Below are 16,061 nucleotides of genomic sequence, written 5' to 3' on the forward strand. Positions count from 1 at the left end.
AGAGCATCAGATACAGCAGTACCGTCGAGGTGATGCCGACCCTCATCAGCGGAACGGTCACCGAAAAGACAGCACGGCACTGGGGCCCGATGCTGCATGGATCTCTGCCAGGGTCATCTTCAGGAGCCCTCCGAGAACTTCTTTCGTATTTTCACCTAGGTCCGGGCCGAGGTTGCGGATGGGAAGCGATTGCTCGCCAATCACCGGAACGATGCCGGGGAAACCCACGCCGCTAAGGATTTCTTCACCAGTCGAAACGTCGAACTTTTGGATCATGTTCCGGGCGGCGTACTGGCTATCGGTGCTGATGTCGGCGGCAGTATATATGGGGCCGGCGGGAACACCTGCGGCGTCAAGTGCCGCGAGGGCCTCGGCAGCTTCGAGCCCTCCTGACCACGCGTTAATGGCATCATCGAGTTCTCCGCGGCGGATCCAGCGGCCGGCGTTGCTTTGCAATGTAGGGTCTGCCGCGAGGTCCGGACGCCCTATGGTTTCCATGTATCGCTGAAAAATGGAGTCCCCGTTACCGGCCACGACAATGCTGGAGCCATCTTTGCAGGAATAGGCATTGGAGGGCGCGATTCCTTCCATCCGACCGCCTGTACGCTGTCTTTCCACTCCGTACGCCTGGTAGTCGGGGATAAGTGATTCCATCATGGAAAACATCGCCTCGTTGAGCGCTACGTCGATGATTCGTTCGCGGAGCGGTACGGCGTCGAAACCGTCCCGGTGGCCTACTTCCCGCTGGTAGAGGCTCATCATTGAACCGAAGGCGGCGTACAGTCCAGCGATGGAGTCACCAATCGAGACGCCAACGCGGACGGGCGGGCGGTCAGGGTCTCCCACCAAGTTGCGGAATCCTCCGTAGGCTTCGGCCACGGCGGCAAAGCCTGGTCGCTCTGAAAGCGGACCCGTCTGTCCGAAGGCAGAGATGCGGGTAATGATGAGTTCCGGGTTGACTTTGTTGAGTACATCGGGGCCCAGATTCCATTTTTCAAGCGTCCCCGGCCGGAAGTTCTCTAGAAGTATGTCCGATTTCGCCGCGATCCCGAGCACCGCCTGCCTCCCGGCGTCGCTGCGAAGATCCAACACGACGGACTTTTTGTTTCGGTTGATGGTGCGGTACAGCATGGATGTGTCGCCTTTGTGCAGCCGCCAGTTACGTAGCTCGTCCCCGGTTCCAGGCCGCTCCACTTTGATGACCTCTGCACCGAAGTCTGCGAGCAACCTGCCAGCCGACGGTGCGGCGATGTAGTTTCCCAATTCGAGTACTCGCACACCGTCCAGGGGCGCAATGCGGGCCGTTGTCATGTTTCCTCTTTCGTTAATGCCTTTGGAGCTTCATCGCTCCGCGAGACAAGATTGCAGGCCGGTTGACTTCGATTCGTCGTAGCCGTGAGAGGGTTCCGTAGTGTTGTTCCTTCAGCATCTGGTCCGCGAGTTCGGACCCGCAGTAGTAGAGATCGCTCAAAACCTCAACTAGATCCGGATCACGAAAAACTGCAGGTGGGAAGAAAGGAAGGCCTCTTTCTTTCGTACTCGGTGATACGGCCGATGTGCTGCTCCGTGAGGCTGATATCGTCGTAGCCCAACTCGAGCCGCCATTTTACATAAGGGTCGATGTCGAAGTGGAAATTTCTGCCGGCAGCGGTGATCATCTGACTTGGCAGATCGACAGTAATTTCGGTATCGGGCCGCTGCTCGAGTAATTCCCACAGGAGCTCGACGTCCTTTTCGTTAACCTCGGCGGTGACGAGGCCGCCCTTTCCGGAGTTCCCGCGGAATATATCGGCAAAGCGGGGGGAAATAACAACGCGGATTCCGTAGTCCAGCAACCCCCACACGGCATGTTCACGGGACGAGCCAATCCCGAAGTCATGGCCAGCCACAAGGATCGATCCTTCGCCGTAGGGGGGAGTATTAAGAATAAACCCAGGTTCCTTGCGCCACTCGGCGAACAGCGCGTCCTCGAAACCTGACCGGCTGACGCGTTTGACGAATCGCGACGGAATGATCTGATCGGTGTCTATATTATTTCGGCGAAGGGGGATCCCGGTGCCCACATGCGTGTCGAACTTATTCATGATTTGTCCTAATCACTAGTTAAGGTCAGAGGGCGAGGAAATAGTCCCGCGGACGGCAGTGGCTGCGGCGACTACGGGTGACACGAGGTGTGTCCGACTCCCCGCACCTTGTCGGCCCTCGAAGTTTCGATTTGACGTGGAGACGCAACGTTCCCCTGATGGGACTTGGTCGGGATTCATGCCCAAGCACATTGAACAGCCGGCAAAACGCCATTCTGCGCCGGCTTTCAGGAACACCTCGTCCAATCCCTCGTCCTCTGCTTGGGCTTTAACTTTCATTGACCCGGGTACCACCAACATCCTCATTCCAGTTTTGACCCGCTTACCTTCAAGGACAGCAGCTGCAGCGCGAAGGTCCTCTATGCGACCGTTGGTGCAGGAACCGAGGAAGACGGAATCTACAGCCACGTCCCGCATCTGTGTGCCGGCTTCAAGCCCCATATACGCGAGTGCCCGCTCCGCCGCAGCACGCTCACGGGTGTCGGCGAACTCATGGGGAAACGGTACCGACCCGGAGATGGGCACGCCTTGGCTGGGGTTCGTGCCCCATGTGACAAACGGAGCGATGAGGCTGGCGTCGAGGTTTACCTGTGCATCGAACTCGGCATCCCTGTCCGTCACAAGGCTCAACCAATATGCGCTGGCCGCATCCCATGCAGCGCCATCGGGTGACTTCAGTCGGCCCCTCAGATAATCAAGCGTCGTAGCGTCCGGTGCTATGAGACCTGCACGAGCCCCCGCTTCGATGGACATGTTGCACATCGTCATTCGAGCTTCCATGGACATTTTTGTGACGGCGCTGCCTCGATACTCAAGAACATATCCCTGTCCACCGCCGGTGCCAATCTGAGCAATGAGGGCAAGGATCACGTCCTTGGAGGTCGACCCTGCCGGGAGCTCGCCCTCGATATTGACCGCCATAGTCTTGAACGGACTGGCCGGTAATGTCTGTGTGGCCAGCACATGCTCGGCCTCACTCGTTCCGATGCCAAATGCCAAGGCGCCGAAAGCCCCATGCGTCGAAGTGTGCGAGTCGCCGCAGACAATTGTCATGCCAGGCTGCGTCAGGCCAAGCTGTGGGCCGACGACATGAACAATGCCTTGGTCCGGGTCGCCCATATTGAAAAGCGCGATTCCGAACTCGGCGCAATTGCTCCGGAGCGTTTGCACTTGCAAGGCTGAAATTGGGTCCGCTATCGGCTTGTTGACGCCGATCGTCGGGACATTATGGTCCTCCATAGCGAGCGTGAGCTGCGGCTGGCGAACTTTGCGGCCGGCAGCCCGCAGCCCCTCGAAGGCTTGGGGGCTGGTCACCTCGTTAACTAGATGAAGGTCAATGTAGAGGAGGTCGGGGGAACCGTCTTGTTGATGGACAACATGACTTTTCCACACTTTTTCTGCGAGCGTGCATCCCATTGAATAGTTCCTGTCAGGTCCTGGCGGACCGAGATTGTCGCTAGTCCCGAACCAAGCCACTTCGCTGGCGTACGGGCGTGATTTCTTGCGGCGCCTGAGGCCCGCTGCTTGCTCCAGATGTGGGGCAAAGCACCGCGTCTTCGTCACTTACAGCGACCTTGAGAGCACCAACGCCGCTTATTTCCACCTCCACAATGTCCCCGTTGTTGATCTGCCCGACTCCCGCCGGCGTACCCATCGTGACTATGTCCCCGGGGTGCAACGTCACCACTGAAGACACGTAACTAAGGAACTCAGGTACGCCCCAGATCAAATCTTTGATGTCCGCGTCCTGGCGCATCTCGCCGTTCACGCGAGTTTGCAGCGTCAATCCGGAAAGTTCTCCCACTTCATCGGGCGTGACGAGGAAGGGGCCAACAGGGGTGAACGTATCGAATGATTTCCTGGTCGACCGATCTTCTCCACCTCGCATCGTGATATCCAGAAGGCAGGTGAAGCCGGCCATGTGGTCCAAGGCATCCTCGACCGACACGTGTCGGGCCTGCTTTCCTACGACAAACGCAAGTTCCCCCTCTTGATCAAAGCGGCGGTCCAAATATGGAATCTGGACAGTGCCGCCATCGGCCAGGACGGAAGACGGCGCTTTGAGAAAAAATCCGAGCGCAGAGACATCACCAAGTTGTTTCATCTCTTCCTGGTGATCGTGATAATTCACAGGTGCAGCAACGATCTTTCCGGGATCCGGAACCAGAGGCGAAATCGTGAGTTCATGCATCGGCACCATAGGCAACGTTCCGATCTTGGAAAAGTCCAGGGCATTCTGGCCCAGGAGATCGATGAGCCTCCGCATGGGGCTGATGCCCGAGTGGATCTCGCCAAGCAGCGGCGTCAAGTCGCGGACTGCCGGGCCGGTAACAGCTGCAGCGATTGCACGTCCTTCATGTTTGTACGAGGCAAACTTCATGTTCCTCTTCCTTCGTCTCGAAATGCGTTTATCGTGTGGCGAAGCCCCGTTGATTAATCTCCAACATGATCCTCAAACAGCCAGTCGAACTCGGAATAATCGTTCTCGGCCCGCATCTGGAAAACTCTGTTCCGCAGTGCAAGGGTCGTGGAATCGTCCGTATGCCAAAGGTCGCCCCACGGTCGAGCCGCGAGTTGGCAGCGCGTTGTACGTTCAATCCGCGCAGACTCATAACTCTTGAAGGCGAGAGAGACATCGTTGTTAGAGTCAAGCGCACGCGTCAGCACCAGCGCATCCTCCATAGCCTGGCATGCTCCCTGGCCAAGATATTGACGCATTGCGTGAGCCCCGTCCCCGAGCAACACAGTGTGGGGGGTGCTCCATGATTCAATCGGATCACGATCAAAGATGGGCCATTTCCGGTTGTCTTTGATCAAGGCAAGGGAGTCTTGCACGTTCTTGCAGGCGGGAGCAAAGACCTCGGTAAGTTCCTCGAGACTCCCCCAGTCGTCACGACCTTGGGCGTACCACTGACTTTCGAAGACAGCGACCTGGTTGTAGAGGGCCCGACGTCGAACGGGGTATTGGATAAGGTGCATCCCGGGGCCCATCCACAGGATAATGTCGTCGGTTTCGACATTCGAAGTTATCTGATCGATTGGGAGAGTGCCTCGGTAGGCCACGTGTCCGGTGAAAAGCGGTTCGCTGTCATCGTGCAACTGACGCACGCGTGATCTAATGCCGTCGGCTCCAACGAGGACATCTGCCGTGTAGCTGTCCCCGTTGTCAAAGGTCGCCGTGGCCACCCCGTGAGAATCGGTAACCTGGACGACACACCTGTTGTTTTCTAGGGTTACCCTAGGAGTGTCCTGACACGCCGCCACGAGGATCTCGAGTAGATCGTGCCGATGCGCGACCACATAGGGATATCCGTAATGAGCAGTAAAGGCATCCCCAAAGTCTATGGATGTGAGTTTCTCTCCAGAGACAGCATCCATGACAATCCCGGCTCGAGGCCGAACTGCGATATCCAGGACGTCCTCCAGTATCCCCAGCCGATCCATAGAGCGTGTAGCGTTCGGGCCCAGCTGCAGACCTGCGCCAATTTCGGAGAACACCTCTGCCTGTTCCACCAGATGTACTCGCCGCCCGGCCCGGCCCATTGCGAGGGCCGTCGAAAGCCCACCGATCCCGCCACCGATAATTAGCGTGTCGAAATGTGATTTTGTCACGCTAGTTTGCCTCTTCCCGATAGATCTTCAAGGCCTCTAACACAGGTGCATCGCTGGTAGTAAATATGTCCAGCGTGGTGTCGGCTTTGATCTGCTGGCTCTTCCATGACGGCACGACGAATACGTCGCCTGGCTGGAGGTCGAAGACCTCATCATCCACCTGCACGTGTCCGGTGCCGCTCAGGACTGCACAGACGCGTGACCCAGTCTGTCGATCCGCGCCGGTGGTGGTCCCCTGCACCACCCTGCGCATCTCACAGCGAAGAGTGGGCATAACATCATTGCCGCTGACCGGATCCTGGTAGCGTATCTGCGCATCACCGCCACCCTTTATCTCCAGGAGCGCGTCCAAGGCCGAATCTACGTCTGCCCATCTAAAGACCAGCAGCGGCGAATGCCGGCTACCCTTCATTACTCCTTTCGAACCCGAAGGTACGATGCCGGCCCCTTGCCCGAACTGACGCTCAGAAACAGAACGTGGATCAGTTTTCCTGTCCACCAGTTCCGAAGGTCCCTCCTCAAAAAAAATGGCTTCGAGAAACTCGACTACGGGAAGATCCAGCACATCCAGCCAAACCATGGACTTGTCACCGGGATTATGGTGTTCGTGAAAGTTCCACGATGGAGTCAGAATTACGTCTCCGCGACCCATGTGGATGGGATCACCATTCACCAAGGTCCAGACACCTTCGCCCTCCATTACGAACCTCAGCGCGGCCGGACTGTGACGGTGTGCCGGCGCGAGCTCTCCTGGTCCGAGGAACTGAGCAGCGGCCCAGAGCGTATTTGAAACGTAGGGAGCTCCCTTTAGGCCCGGATTTGCAAACGCAAAAACCCGCCTATCACCACCCCTGTCAATAGGGATTAGGTCTTGCGCACGGCGGCCCAGATCCATGAGGTCTGCAACTCTCCACCGGAAGGGAATCGCCTTCGCCCTGGGTTGTGGTGTCAGCAGGCCCTTCATTTCCCATAGTGGCTGAAGGTCATTTTCCGCAGCGGAAGCATACAGCGCATCAACTTCCGCGTCACTGGAGACATACCTAGTCGTGGCCATCTTTTACTTCCCATCGAATCTGGTCCATCGTTGATGCCGCATTGACGGAACAACATGTATACGAACTAAATGTTACTTGTGATCTACGCCACTAGTCAAGGGTGAAAAGCTTAGCTTTCCGCCGCTACCTTCACTGGTCTAGCAGGGGACCTTGATGTTGGTTGTTTCAAGCCAAAGTTGTACGAACTATATTTTTGAGAACTAGCCGAAGCCCTACTGGGCTGCGATCTGGGATTGCAGCGTTTGCCGCGCTGGCAGACAGCGACACTGCATGTGGGCGGCCGGCTGCTGGGGGCTGCAACGCAATGAGGAAAGAGCTCGCCCACGTGGATTTGGCCCTGAATCCTGTCGGACAAGGGAGCCCCGCAGGTTAGCTGTGACAAGACCAGTCGATCGCCCCGAAAGCCCGGCGCCCTAGGCTTTCAGAGCTGGTTGCGCGGATCATTGCCGACTAGCTGGAGCGCAGCCTCCCTAACCACCGACAGAAGTGCCTTTCTCTGCATGAACGTTGAACCCAAGGTTCAGAGTCGGCTCTGAACCTCGTGTGCAACCGCTCCAGCGAAGAACTGACACCGGCCCTGGACATCCACTCGCTACGTCACTCATTCACCACCTGCCTGATCGAAGCCGGCGTCGGGTCCTGCTTGAACGCACTTTCTGCCCACAACTCCAGTTTTGGCTGCTGAATCCGATTGTGGGGTGGCTATCGTGAACTCATGCGTACAGACTTTAGCCCAGGGAGCCACCGTGGCTTTGGATAGAAGGCTCAAATGCCAGTGCTGAGAGGCAGAAAGTAATACCCGGAGCTGACGGGCCAGGCAGCAGATCATGCACTAAAGATTGTTAGGGCTGAAACGGAACAAGTTTGCGCGTCCGCAGGGATAGATCTCCCAGCAATTCGTATCGTAGCTAACCTCAAAAATTCCCGAGACAACGTCACTGCTGATATGAGAGCTGAGAGACATCGGTATGGGTACGAGATGAATATGCCTCTCAGGGTCGTAGAGAGTTGTCCACCCGCCGGCCTCAGGTGGCTTATTGCGCACGAAGTCGGCCACGCGGCCACCAGGAACACCTTTCAAGAGCATTTTCGTTTAACGGTGCTGACAACAGCCTTGATATCCGCACTGTTGTGCCTGGGAACGACTGTGGCAGGGGCTGTGGCAGATCTTTCAGGGAACGCCGATGAATGGGGCTTCCTTCGCGGGATGTCGATGGGAGTTCTTGTTCTGGCCCTGATCTGGTTCGGTTCCCTGCGCCGTGCAGATGAACGTCGCGCGGACATTTTCGCCGCGGCTTATATGGGCGACGTTAGAGGAGCCAGAGAATACTTTGCGTTCACCAACAGTGCTCGCCATTCACCCTCTCTGGCCGAGAGGTTCATCCAGATGATCTTGTGGCCACTTCGCTCTCACCCTTCTCACCCGAACCGCATAAACCTAATGAAAAAACATCTTCCTCATGGTGCAGAGGGGCCCTGCGACCCTTAGGCTTCAGATATTACTCAGTCCTTTTCGGCAGTGCCCAATCTTTTCTGGACGAGCTCGGCCAAGGCCTGGAGTGCTCCCGCATCTGGCGTTCCGCTGCTACCGAAGCCGGTTACGCCGGCAAGGGATAGGGCCTTCTCGGCGCGGATACGGTTTTCCACCTCACGAATGATCTGTTCGTCATCGGTGAGTAGATACTCCGACGATCCGGTGACTACTTCGGAAAGACCGTTCAGAAAATAAGGACTAGCGGGCCCGCCGTTCTCAATAAGAGAGGTCCACGCTTTGAGTCCGACCTTCATCTCGCGTTCGGCCATGGAGGGGCCGTATTTCTCATAAGCCTGACGCAGGTCCCCGTCATCTTTGATCTCTATGACTTTGCGGAGGCGTTCGGCCACCGTCTCGGACCGGTTCTCATGAATCCGAGACGTTGTTGAAGCTGCTAAAAGCTGCTTCACAGGTGTTCGCTGAGTGGCGAACCGTTCTTCCAAAACACTTGCTGGGGAGACGATTGTCTGAACTTCGCGTAGCAGCCTCACCAGCAGACTGGTATCTTCTGCCTCGACCTCTTCGCTAGCCACGTTCGGGTGCCGGCCTGTTCCGCCCGGCAAAGCCATTCTCTTCCATGGTCCTTATCCATTCTGTCGTTTCGACCCGCACGCCGGGTAACACTGCGGAGTGAACTCCACTCCGGGTCGGCGACGCTTGGCCGGAATGTTCTTGCCGGCGGACAGGCCGCCACCCGTGCCTAGAGCGAACGCCCGCCGTCACGCTTGATCTGATCGGCGCGGCGGGCCGCTGCCGTGGCGTCGGCCTTCGAGCTGTCAGCCTTCCTTGCTTGTAGCTCCGCTGCTGCGGCTTTCCGCCGTTGGATGGCTTCTGCCTGCTTACGTCCCCATCTGCTTCCTGGTTCCGCTGCGCGTGCCGGGGGCTGTTGGGTTTCTGACACTTTAGTCTCCTTCTGCAGTACCCCCGGCGAGGCACCGGGAGCTGGGGCTGACGGTTGGTCGGACGCTTGTTGCGTTGAGCGGTGTTTGGCAACCGCACGTGCAATAGCGCCAGCGGTCCCGCCTTCGGTAGCGGCGTCTGCCGCCTGGATGGCATCAACCACAGCGGCTTCGCGCTGTTGCGGCTGGGGCAGCTTGTCGCCGCTGTGCGCCCGTTCACCGCGCAACCGGTCAATGACCTGCTCGGCCGGAGCCGGCGCTGTGGTGACGCGCTCGGCTATACGGGCTTCGTCAGCTCCCTGCCGGATTTGTTCAGCGGTCTGCGGCGGCGCCGTCGTCAGCTTGGAGTGCTTATGCAGTGCTGTGGCCCTGGCGATGAGCCGCTTGGCGGCTGGGTCATCGGCGTACTGCGGCGGGATAAGAGCCTGCTCCTGATTTCCGATGTTGTATCGGCTGCGGTAGGCCTCAGTTTCTGCAGCCACTTGGTGCCATTCGGTGGCTTTTGCTTTGTGTGAAGGAACCGGGCCAAGGTTCTTTGTCCAGACCGGGACTTCCTCCGCGAGCTGGGCCCCGCGGATCGCTACTCGGTGGCTCAGGTGAGCGCGTAACCGTTCGAGTTCCGTCCGGTAGGTTGGCGGAACCAGCGGATCCTGAATGAGTCCACTAGGAGCCAAGTCCTCGCTGATTCCCTTGCCTGGGCCGCCGGGAAGAGTGTGGGGATGGGTTGGTCCGGCAACTTGCCTTAGTCGCCGTTCGTAGGTGATTGCCTCGCTAACGTTGATCTCGTGAGCTGAGCGCGGGTCCTCACCCCGGGTGGCCCGCTCGATTGCAGCCTGTGTGGGAGCGAGTCCGGTGCGTCGGTGCAGCTCCTTCCCCATTGCCTCAACCATCCATTGGTCTTTCATGCTTTCGGGAACGAGGCCGCCGGAAATTCCCCTGTCGGTTATGCGGCGGACAGTATCGGCTCTGGCATCCTTCAGTACTTGGGTTGGGACCGTTGCAAATGGAAGGGTCGTCCATTGCATGTCTTGGCCGGTGGCTTTCGTGTCAAAGCCCGAAACGGAGGCGCGTTTAGCGAGGCCGGCGAGATGTTCGTCTGAGAGTGATCCGAGCGGCCGGCTGTCAGCGTTCTGTACTAGACGGGAAGCGCTTTCGATGCGGTGTTCCACCCGGTAGGCCAGCACGGCTGCCGGATCGATGGCGTTCTCAAACCCCGGCAACTCGCCCGGATCGGTGGCCCCAGGGTCCTTGATTTCTGCTGCTTGGGCCAAGATTTTGGCGGGGTCAAGGCCGGCCTGTTCGGCGGTGCGCAGGTGTGCAGCAACCGCACCCCATGCCTCGCGGGATGTAAACGTAGCGGCCGTCCGCGTCCCCATTACCTCAGCGGCGATGGTCCTGGTTTTAGCAGTCCAAGCAGCTGCCTCCACCTCACCATAGACGGTCGCGAGTTTTTCGAGGTCTCCGGACTGAATGGCCTCGGTGCGCACGGTTTCATGCGCGGAGAGGTTCCTGTCGTAGGCGCCGGCGATGGCGCTGAGCACATCGTCTCTCTCCTGTCCGTCCTCCAAGGCAATGTAGAGGCGGTTGGTTAGCCGCCCGCGTGTAGCGGCTACGTAGGCGGCCGCCCTGTCATTGCGTTCGCTGAGGATCGCGTGGGCGGTATCCACCGTGGTTCCCTGGGCACGGTGGACCGTCGCGGCGTAACCAAGCTGACCGTGGTCTTGCAGGTACCCCGCGTCAAGGGTTATCCGTCCGTTGTGACCGCTGTGGCGCAGCGTGACCAGCTCATTGCCTGGCCGGTCTTCGGCTCCCTGTTGCGCTGTGGCCGTGGTGATCTTTTCCACGGTCCAGACATCGTTGTTTTTAACGAAGTCCTTGCCTCGGTTCAGCTGCAGTGATCGGTCGTTTTTTCGTGTCACGACAGTGTCACCGGCGTAGGCCCGCAGCCCGTCGCGCAGCACGACGGAGGGAGTGTTTTCGGTGATCCTTCCCAACTCTCCTGTCGCGATCCGGGCGGCCTGGGCGTAGGCGTTGAGGTCGGTGACTGTTGCGTTGTCCCCTGCAATGAGCAGGGAGTTCTTGCCTGCGGCTGTATCGGCCATCCAGGCCCTCAGTGCTGCATCCGTCATGGTGTCGCTATCCCCGGCAACTATCCGTTTGTTGTCCATGTACCACTGCCATGGTGCGTCGGCGCCGGAGGCGGGGGCTTCTCTGAGCGCCAGGGAGGCTTCGGCCTCGCCTTCGGTTCTAAACCGATGTACCCGTTCAAGCCGGACAGCTCCTACTTGGTGGTCCAACAGCCGCAGGGCGCCGCCTGACCCAATTGCACCCAGCTGGCGGTCGTCTCCGATAGCCCGGACGACGGCACCATGGCGGGCGGCCACGGAGACGACCTCGGCCAGCTTTGTGGTGGTGACCATGCCTGCCTCGTCAACAATGATGACGTCTCCGGTTCGCAGCCGCGGGCCCACGGACTGGGAGTCCTCGACTCGATGGGAGGCAAGGAAACTGTCGATCGTTGTTGCGTCGGCTCCAAGGTCAGTACTCATAACAGCCGCAGCCGCTGCGGTCGGGGCAAGCCCGATAATGTGGCCGCCTCCGGCGCGAGCGGCGTCAGCGGCCAGGGCAAGGCTGGTGGTCTTGCCGGCACCGGCTGGTCCGATTCCCAGCGCTAGGAGCTTCTCCCCTGTTGTGAATGAGCGAGCGAGTTCAATCTGTCCCTCGCTAAGTGTCTGTCCTTGTTTCAGGTGCTTTTCCAGAACCTTTGAGAAGCGTTCAGCGGACACCGCCGGTATGACTGTGAGCTGCGCTGCGGCCAGAACTTTATGTTCTGTCTGAAGCACTTCACGCGAGGTGAAGAGCGTGCTTTCAGCCTGCCGGAATTGGCTGCTCCCGTCCGCTCGGGCGAATTCTCTAAGCCGGAAAGGGACGGCGGTGGAGGTGACGCTGAGGCTGTGCGTGGCCGTCGCTGCACGGGTAATCTTTTCGACCAGTTCATCGGGCATTGTCTTGCTCGGAAAAGATTCCTTTAGGTGCCGGTGGACCTGAGCCAGAACATGGTTCCTCCCCCAGGTGGCACGTTTGGTGGAAAGCTCGTGAACGATCAGCCGTGCATGTTCGTGAACGTCCACGGCATGCATGTCCACCGGTGCCGCAGCCCGTCTCGACGCCTGCCGTATCCTCTCCAGCAGATTGTTCCCCACCGGCATTCCCAGGTCAGAGCTGTATTCCTTCTGCCATTCGTGGACCAGATCTGAAAGTTTGCGTGCGTCCTTTTTCGCCGGCCGGGTCTCCAGTGTCGCTTGCTGGGCCAGGGCAATCTTCTGCTTCTCGGAAGGGACATATCCGTGCTTGTCTGTGAATTCGGCTTCAAGACGTCGGATGGCTCCCGCAATGTCGGTTCTGCGTGAGGAGGCGTGATGGATGGCGTCCAGGTCGATTCCCGCCAACTCATAGATGGGTTCGTTTCCCCCGCTCTTGCGGGCCACAACAGCAACCCCGAGCTCGGCGCAGACCTTCTCCATCACCTTCGAGTTGTACGTTTCCGAAGCAGCGACGTTCATCTTGTAGAGAGTGCGTCCGTCGATGGACGACCATTTCCCGTCGGCGCCGAGAACTTTGTTAGCTATCACGACGTGGTCGTGCAGCTGGGGGTCCCCATTGCGGGAGTCATAGTGCCGGAACTGGGTGGCAACCAGACCACCTTCAACATCGATCTGGCGGACCCCGTTCTTACCGCGCCGGGTGTAGAGAGCGTTCTTCTCCAGGAAGGTGATCGTCTCTGCGATCGCCTCGTGGTGTGCCGCTTCGATGGCTTTGCGTGCCTCTTCACCGCCAAGGGCCCACAGCAGAGACACGGACTTTGAGGGAGAGAAAACAAGGTCGTATCCGGCGACTGTCTGCTGTCTCGGCGTAGTCTGTGCTGTTGCAAACCGAGCCAGCTCCCGGTTGTCTCGGGCGTCCCTGCCATGTTTCTCACGAAATAGTTGCCCGGCGACCCGACCGCGGATTTCATGCATCTTTGCCTTGTCAGGGTCACTGCCGGTTAGCCTGCGTACCCTGGCATGTTCCTCCTCCAGGCGTCTCGTTAGCTCCGTGTCTGCGTCCGTGTAGCGATGATATTTCTGTCCTAGCCGCACTTCCTTTTCAGTGGCACCATCTGCCATAAGTCTGGCGGCGTCGGGGTGCAGTCCCTCGCCGAAAAGGGCTGCCATTTGCTCCCCGGTAACCTCACCGGAAACCCCCAGCAGCTCCATAGAGTGCCCTGCCCATCGGCCGGGCGGCATTCCTTCGACCGTGTAATAGTCGCCAAGCTCCCGGTCGCCGGCGCGCAGCTCGTCGGCGCTAGCGACCTCGGAAGTGTAGTAGGCGTACCCGTCCCCAGCGCTGAGCTTATGGACGGTCATCATGGCTGCGATTATTGCTGTCGGGTGTACGCGTGTCTAGCCTCAATCATCAGGATGCATGAGGTGTGGCGATAAATGGCCCTGAATCCTGAATCTTTCTGCGCCTGCATCCAAGAAGCGTGATAGACCTTCAGGAGTACCCTTCAGGAGTACACTGAATCCTCAAACAGTGCCGGGACCGCTTGAGGGCCCAAATGGCAGTCCGACTCGCGGACTTTCTGGTGACCGTTAGGTTTGTCCGTGGTGTTCAATAGAGGCATCACTCGGCCTCCCCATTAAGGGCACCATGATTCAGCGCAAGAGCTCGGCAATGCTGGAAGCCAGAGAGCGGGCACGTAAGGCTGCAGCGGCCTCGATGGCGCGACAAGAGAGGTTGCTAAAGCTTGGTGAACGCTTCTTTGTCGCTGTCAGTGACGAAGACCAGATTAGGGCCGCCGGGGAAGACAGGATAAGAGAGCTCCGTGCCAAGGTCGAAGCCGATACGGAGAAAGCGAAGATCGCGCAGGCAAACGTCGTAATTGAGATGAAGACCGAGGGTCTCTCTGTTTCTGAGATTGCCCAGCGACTCGACCTCACGTCGACCGGGGTTAGATCTATATTGGGCAAGAGCAAGCCGGCCGCGGGTACGGTTGAGACCACTGCCGGCGGCTAGTTTGCTGGGCCCTCCACACTCCCTGCGATCAGTACCTCTCAGAACAGGGTGGGGTCGACTGCGTTGATCCCATAGATGAGTTGACGGACTATTTGGTCCTGCCAACCGTTCCTCTTCAGCTCATCGCGCAGCGACCTGGTTCGAGCCGCCTGTTCAGCGCGTGGCAGGTAACGCCACTTGATTGCTGCCGCCGAAGGAAGCCGGCCCTTACGGGCACGGTCGATCATATTCTCGGATCTCGTACCTAAGATCAGATGTGATTGAGCATCCTCTGTCGCCCGCACGCACATGGGAACGTCGCAATGATGAAGGGACTCCAGTCCCTCGATGCCTTCCATCCCGCCGTTTATGACTGACAGGGCGAAGCGATGTGCGCTGAGGGCTTTCTGTCCGCCAGGAGTCTTGACCCAAAACCTTCCGTATCCGTCATCGCTTACAGCGCCGAGCCAGATCCAGCAGCTATCTTCTCTGGGCCCGCGCAAAACATAGGACTGGAACCTTTCAAGGTCGGACAGGTACACGCCTCCCCTCCATTCAGACTACGACAAAAAATAGCCAGACAGAGACAGCGGCGGCGGCCAGAAGCGCCCAGATTGGTACTTTTGCCGCAAGGAAAAAAATCCAGACACAAGCAAGCCAAAATGACAGACTTAAGGCTCCTGCGACTCTGTTTCTCGGTCGCTCCTTCAGAGGAAACAACCGAAGGATCAAAACGAATAGCGCTCGGACAACGCGATAGTTAACCCATATCCCTCCGACTACTATCCCGAGGAAGAGTTTGACCATGTTCTGACTTCTTCCTCCGCTGTTCGTTGGAAAGCGCGGGTGAGGCTCATGCGTCCGACCCGAAGAATCGTCGCCGCTTCAACAATGCTCATCCCTTCGGCTCTCATCTTGTGGGCCTGCTGCAGCTGAGCATCGGTGACCGATGGTGGCCGTCCACCGATCCGGCCGCGCGCCCGTGCGGCAATCAAGCCCGCCTGAGTACGTTCGATGAGCCTGTTTCGTTCGTGCTCGGCCAGGGCAGCGAAGATGTGAAAAACCAGCCGCCCGTCAGCGGTGGTCGTATCGATGAAAATCTCCATCAGCGACTTGAAGTGAATGCCGCGCTCTCCCAGCTCAACGACAATCTGGGCGAGCTCTGCGGTCGAGCGTCCAACGCGATCAAGTTTCCACACAACAAGAACGTTTCCGGGCTGCAGATAATCCAGGCAGGCATCCCAGCCTGGTCTGTTTTTGGAAGTTCCGGAAACCTTATCGGAGAAGATCCTCACGGCGCCTGCCCCGATAAGTGCGTCTTCCTGCAGAGCAGTGGTTTGCTCAGCACTACTAACCCTTGCGTATCCGATGAGGTTCTGAGTAGTCATAAGAGCGTGGTCCGTCAGCTGTGGTTCCCATGTAGATATTTGGAGCCTAGCCTTCTGCACGGAACTCGCAAGGGTACCGCGAAACGTGCAACGGTATTTCGTGCACATTTCCGTGCACCAGCGCCCGCATCAGCCCTGCGGAAGCTAGGGAATCTGATGTCCCACTTTAGGTGCAACCTCAGCGAGCACGAAAACGGTCCTTTTCGTTCAGCCGCATTCCCCGACCCAGGCAGGAGAGAGATGTTTTAAAATCCACTACCCAACCCCGGTGATCGTAGCGACAGACCTCCACGATCAGTGGCTGGACCGAACCATGGCGGGACGGGACCACATGCAGCACTTCATCGACGCCATCCCGAATCAACCTCGTGCCCACGAATCGTTAGTAAGGAAGTCGGATCAGATAACAACGCAACTCATAAAATCCTCTGGGTAAGTTGCTGGAGGAGTTG

Annotated in this window: 12 protein-coding genes; 2 read left to right on the plus strand and 10 right to left on the minus strand. The window is 58.4% G+C overall.

The features are described from left to right. Positions 1–57: 57 nt before the first annotated feature. The 6 genes from CXQ89_RS17325 to CXQ89_RS17350 form a co-directional block, all read right to left on the minus strand. Complete coding sequence (locus CXQ89_RS17325; protein WP_104162189.1) at positions 58–1,311, minus strand: CaiB/BaiF CoA-transferase family protein; 1,254 nt, start codon at positions 1,309–1,311, stop codon at positions 58–60. A 179-nt stretch (positions 1,312–1,490) separates the two neighbouring features. Continuing rightward, positions 1,491–2,084 (minus strand): 3-isopropylmalate dehydratase small subunit, encoded by a 594-nt coding sequence (gene leuD / locus CXQ89_RS17330; protein WP_104056332.1) that lies wholly within the window; start codon positions 2,082–2,084, stop codon positions 1,491–1,493. A 15-nt stretch (positions 2,085–2,099) separates the two neighbouring features. Continuing rightward, complete coding sequence (gene leuC / locus CXQ89_RS17335) at positions 2,100–3,500, minus strand: 3-isopropylmalate dehydratase large subunit (RefSeq protein WP_104056334.1); 1,401 nt, start codon at positions 3,498–3,500, stop codon at positions 2,100–2,102. Between the two features lie 40 nt (positions 3,501–3,540). Next, a complete protein-coding gene (locus tag CXQ89_RS17340; protein ID WP_104162190.1) occupies positions 3,541–4,464 on the minus strand; it encodes a fumarylacetoacetate hydrolase family protein in 924 nt (307 codons plus the stop codon). 53 nt (positions 4,465–4,517) lie between these two features. Continuing rightward, positions 4,518–5,696: an FAD-dependent monooxygenase gene (locus CXQ89_RS17345; protein WP_104056338.1), complete on the minus strand. Its 1,179-nt coding sequence runs from the start codon at positions 5,694–5,696 to the stop codon at positions 4,518–4,520. Between the two features lies 1 nt (position 5,697). After that, positions 5,698–6,750 (minus strand): cupin domain-containing protein, encoded by a 1,053-nt coding sequence (locus CXQ89_RS17350; RefSeq protein WP_104056339.1) that lies wholly within the window; start codon positions 6,748–6,750, stop codon positions 5,698–5,700. Between the two features lie 986 nt (positions 6,751–7,736). Between CXQ89_RS17350 and CXQ89_RS19145 the strand changes: the two genes are divergently transcribed. Beyond that, a complete protein-coding gene (locus tag CXQ89_RS19145; RefSeq protein ID WP_368783725.1) occupies positions 7,737–8,240 on the plus strand; it encodes a M48 family metalloprotease in 504 nt (167 codons plus the stop codon). Between the two features lie 14 nt (positions 8,241–8,254). On the opposite strand, the gene CXQ89_RS17360 is transcribed toward CXQ89_RS19145, so the two are convergent. Together CXQ89_RS17360 and mobF are read right to left on the minus strand one after the other, a co-directional pair. Beyond that, positions 8,255–8,854, minus strand: a complete 600-nt coding sequence (locus CXQ89_RS17360) for a hypothetical protein (protein ID WP_104056343.1) — start codon at positions 8,852–8,854, stop codon at positions 8,255–8,257. Positions 8,855–8,985: 131 nt separating this feature from the next. Further along, complete coding sequence (gene mobF / locus CXQ89_RS17365; RefSeq protein ID WP_104162191.1) at positions 8,986–13,593, minus strand: MobF family relaxase; 4,608 nt, start codon at positions 13,591–13,593, stop codon at positions 8,986–8,988. 283 nt (positions 13,594–13,876) lie between these two features. On the opposite strand from mobF, the gene CXQ89_RS17370 reads away from it, so the two are divergent. Further along, positions 13,877–14,242 carry a hypothetical protein gene (locus tag CXQ89_RS17370; protein WP_104056346.1) on the plus strand — a complete coding sequence of 122 codons (366 nt, stop codon included), beginning with the start codon at positions 13,877–13,879 and terminating at the stop codon, positions 14,240–14,242. Between the two features lie 38 nt (positions 14,243–14,280). Here CXQ89_RS17370 and CXQ89_RS17375 read toward each other — a convergent pair whose 3' ends face one another. Then, positions 14,281–14,763: a hypothetical protein gene (locus tag CXQ89_RS17375; RefSeq protein WP_104056348.1), complete on the minus strand. Its 483-nt coding sequence runs from the start codon at positions 14,761–14,763 to the stop codon at positions 14,281–14,283. Between the two features lie 240 nt (positions 14,764–15,003). Next, complete coding sequence (locus CXQ89_RS17380; protein ID WP_104056350.1) at positions 15,004–15,609, minus strand: recombinase family protein; 606 nt, start codon at positions 15,607–15,609, stop codon at positions 15,004–15,006. Positions 15,610–16,061 lie beyond the last annotated feature (452 nt).

Source organism: Arthrobacter sp. ZGTC212, from assembly GCF_002929255.1.
Lineage (GTDB): Bacteria > Actinomycetota > Actinomycetes > Actinomycetales > Micrococcaceae > Arthrobacter_B > Arthrobacter_B sunyaminii.